Source organism: Carnobacterium divergens, assembly GCF_900258435.1.
Lineage (GTDB): Bacteria > Bacillota > Bacilli > Lactobacillales > Carnobacteriaceae > Carnobacterium > Carnobacterium divergens_A.
On record NZ_LT992558.1, the window covers coordinates 2,514,035 to 2,517,120 of the forward strand.

Here is a 3,086-nt window from a genome sequence, read left to right on the forward strand (position 1 = left end):
TTAACTAATGTGACTTTATTATCATTCGTTGTAAGCTTAATATCAGCAAATGGTGGCAAATGAGCCATCTTAGTCATGCCATTGCTGACAATAATTACAATGTTGTTTAATTCCTCTTTACTTAACTGATCCAGCTCTACTTGTTTAAATTCCAAAGACGGCACCCCTCGTGTTATAATGTGTGTGCGGAACGGGGGAAACCTCGTCTTTTTTATTTAAAAATCTCTTAAAATGGTAGATCATCATCTTTAATATCAATTTCACTACCGTAATTTTGTTGCTTGTAATTATTCGGATTGGCTTGGTAACTTTGCTGATGCTCTCTTTCATCGTTATTTGTTGACTTGCTGCCGATGAACGTTATTTGCTGAACAATACAATCATTTGTATAGACTTTCGTACCTTGATTGTTCTCATAGCTTCCTGTTTGCCATGATCCACTTATTCCGATTTCTTTACCTTTTTCAACATTTGCCAATAATTCGGCTGTTTTTCTAAAAGCTTTTAACCTAATAAAGTCAGCTTCTACGCTATCGCTAGTTTTAAATGCTCGTTTAACAGCTATGGTCACTGATGCCAGTGCTATTCCATTTGAACTGTATGTTAAATCAGCAACATTTGTTAATCTACCTATTAAACTTACTGAATTCATTTATATTCTCCTTAAACAAAAATTTTTAACTCATTAATTACTTTATGAAGCTCAACTAGTTTTTCATAAATCACATCTTCAGTTCTGGCGACAACATAAATCCGATTGAGTAACGTTTCGATAATATTTATATCTTCTTCAATTTTTACTCGATAGATTAATTTTTTTGCCATTATCACACCTTCCCCATATTTTTAAAACTGACCACACATTTATAATTGTGTTCCTTCAACTTCCAATCGTCTTCGGGTTCAGAAATCGTTATATAAATAACTGCTGAAGCATTATTCACTTTGTGAACATTACCGATAAAATCACGTTTCCATCCTGCAACATCAGAACAAAGCACGGTGTCGCCTTCTTTAAAAATAGATTTCTTAGGCTTCTTAGGATTTTTAGTAGGAAGGTCTAACAAAAGGCCACCTTCCGCTATTTGATTGCTCCCTTGTTCAGATAATTTCATTGCTAACCCTCCTAGTCATAAGCAATCTGCCACTGCTCTAAAACACTTTTCCGTTTATACAACTCACCATTACTGGCGACTTTTAACAGTTGCGTTCTGCCGTTTTGGTCTTCTCCAATTACTGCATAGTGGTCATCGTGTAAAATCACTCTCACAAGCTTACATGCGTTGATGATTAAATAATCACTTGCGATGGCTCTTGCTTCATTTTGTGGTATCATTCCAGTTCCTCCCAAGAAATAATAACTTCGTTAATTTCAAATGCTCCACCAAACAACGTAGTTTTAGTTTCATGTTTACGCTCAACTGTAAAACCCTTGTATTTATTTCTAAGTGATCCAACGAAACGACAATTTTTCATCCAACGCTCTTCGATATCACTTGATGCAGCGACAGTATTACAATTGATTATGCAATAATGGAATCCTTTTTCAGCTGCTCTTTCGATGATTCCATCTAAATTTGATTTTTCAAACCAAACGTTAAACCATTTATCAAAAGATTGATCTATAATTTTGGTTACTTGATTTTTAGTGACACACATTTGTTAGTCCCCGTTTCCTAGTTTATTAAGCCGTGCCATAAATGCAGCTTGTTCCTCTTCACTCATTGGTTTTTCTTCGGCTTCTTTGTAGTCGTCTTTAGCCCATTCTGGCAATGTTTCTTTACGTCCAGTAATAGTTTTAGGCTCTTTCTGCTTCTTGCGTTGTTCTTCAAAAGTTATAACGTCTTCTCTGACTTTAAAACCTTTCGATTCCCAATTTTTTAAGATAGTTTCAAGATACTTATAGCTACGAACGTTGTTAGCAAGCATGGTTTCAATGCCATGAATAACAATATCGTCGTTGCCATTAAAATCCTCTACCCACATCTCAATGTTTTTTAGAATAAACGTACTTTCTGCAACATTTACAAATTGAAGCCAATACGCATCCGCTGTCGTCGTCTGGTCTTGTTTCTGTTTAGTTTCTTTTTTGTTTTGTTTATGTTTAATTAATGTACTACTCTGTTGTGTACTGTCTTGTATACTCCCTTGTACACCTTGTTGTATACTCTGTTGTGTACTGTCTTGTATACTATTTGACGTATAAAGTACACATACCTTGTAAGAAGTAGCTTTTTTACCATTACTTTTGAAATCAATCAATCCTAGCTGTTTCAAAACATTTCTGTTTTTATTAATGCCAGCTCTTGATAATCCCGAAAGGGTTTCAAGCGTTTGATTAGCAGCTGTAAACCATTCAATCCATGCACATTTATTGTTTATTTCCATCAATGCGTACCATAAAGCAATTTGTCCACTGGATAACTTGGTTTCATACATCTTGTAATCTCTAAACGCTTGTAACTGTGATAAATAATTCAATTCGCTACCTCCTTTCTAATTTGCAATATAAACTGGTGTACCTGTAATAGCCTTTATTTCTTTTTTGAAACGTTCAGCATCTGAATTGCTGTCTGATAAATGAATCAACCAAACCTCTTGTAATTGACTGAAATCATTCGCTTTAATGAACGCTTTAACGTTTTCTAAAGAGAAGTGACTCTTTAATATCCTGTTCTTTAGAAAGGCGCCAATACGTCCATTTTTCACATTCTCGTTTAAAATATCTAAAGCATAATTACACTCGATCATTAAATGAGTAATACCGTTGAATTTGTAACGTATATAATAAGTGTCTGTTGCAAACAATAATTTTTCGTTTGATTTATTTGATTGAATTAGATAGCCAAAAGGCTCGCTCGCATCGTGTTCCGTTGGAAAAGGAATAATACTCCAATTTCCTATTTGCTTCTGTTTAAGTGGTTCTAAACAACGAACCCGATAACTTGGAAGCTTTAAGGTTTCTTGCGTTCCTTTACTGGTGAAAACATCAATACTAGTTGTTTTTAATAGCTCGTTAGCATATTTAGAGTGATCTCCATGTTCATGAGTGATTAAGCAGCCGTCTACCGACTGCCAATCACATT

8 protein-coding genes are annotated in these 3,086 nt (G+C 34.7%); all 8 read right to left on the minus strand.

The window, feature by feature from the left end; translation table 11 throughout:
- On the minus strand, window positions 1-164 hold a 164-nt coding region (locus tag CDIMF43_RS13645; protein ID WP_233218356.1), incomplete at its 3' end, for an XtrA/YqaO family protein.
- A gap of 62 nt (window positions 165-226) precedes the next feature.
- Window positions 227-652 (minus strand): single-stranded DNA-binding protein, encoded by a 426-nt coding sequence (locus CDIMF43_RS12610; RefSeq protein WP_109842208.1) that lies wholly within the window; start codon window positions 650-652, stop codon window positions 227-229.
- Between the two features lie 11 nt (window positions 653-663).
- Window positions 664-825, minus strand: coding sequence for a hypothetical protein (locus CDIMF43_RS13755; RefSeq protein ID WP_167554796.1), 162 nt, complete (start codon window positions 823-825; stop codon window positions 664-666).
- A gap of 2 nt (window positions 826-827) precedes the next feature.
- Window positions 828-1,115, minus strand: a complete 288-nt coding sequence (locus tag CDIMF43_RS12615; protein WP_109842209.1) for a hypothetical protein — start codon at window positions 1,113-1,115, stop codon at window positions 828-830.
- A gap of 11 nt (window positions 1,116-1,126) precedes the next feature.
- The gene (locus tag CDIMF43_RS12620) at window positions 1,127-1,336 is read right to left on the minus strand and encodes a hypothetical protein (protein ID WP_109842210.1); all 210 of its coding nucleotides are present in this window, start codon (window positions 1,334-1,336) and stop codon (window positions 1,127-1,129) included.
- Window positions 1,333-1,659, minus strand: a complete 327-nt coding sequence (locus tag CDIMF43_RS12625; RefSeq protein WP_109842211.1) for a hypothetical protein — start codon at window positions 1,657-1,659, stop codon at window positions 1,333-1,335. Before CDIMF43_RS12625 ends, CDIMF43_RS12620 begins: the two co-directional genes overlap by 4 nt.
- 3 nt (window positions 1,660-1,662) lie before the next feature.
- Window positions 1,663-2,481: a DnaD domain protein gene (locus tag CDIMF43_RS12630; protein WP_109842212.1), complete on the minus strand. Its 819-nt coding sequence runs from the start codon at window positions 2,479-2,481 to the stop codon at window positions 1,663-1,665.
- 15 nt (window positions 2,482-2,496) lie between these two features.
- Window positions 2,497-3,086 (minus strand): MBL fold metallo-hydrolase (locus CDIMF43_RS12635; protein ID WP_109842213.1); only part of this gene is annotated, 590 nt, incomplete at its 5' end.

Excerpts from the sequence above, each read along its gene's own strand:
- CDIMF43_RS12610 (WP_109842208.1), bottom strand. The coding sequence starts at position 652 with ATGAATTCAGTAAGTTTAATAGGTAGATTAACAAATGTTGCTGATTTA.
- CDIMF43_RS13755 (WP_167554796.1), bottom strand. The coding sequence starts at position 825 with ATGGCAAAAAAATTAATCTATCGAGTAAAAATTGAAGAAGATATAAAT.
- CDIMF43_RS12615 (WP_109842209.1), bottom strand. The coding sequence starts at position 1,115 with ATGAAATTATCTGAACAAGGGAGCAATCAAATAGCGGAAGGTGGCCTT.
- CDIMF43_RS12620 (WP_109842210.1), bottom strand. The coding sequence starts at position 1,336 with ATGATACCACAAAATGAAGCAAGAGCCATCGCAAGTGATTATTTAATC.
- CDIMF43_RS12625 (WP_109842211.1), bottom strand. The coding sequence starts at position 1,659 with ATGTGTGTCACTAAAAATCAAGTAACCAAAATTATAGATCAATCTTTT.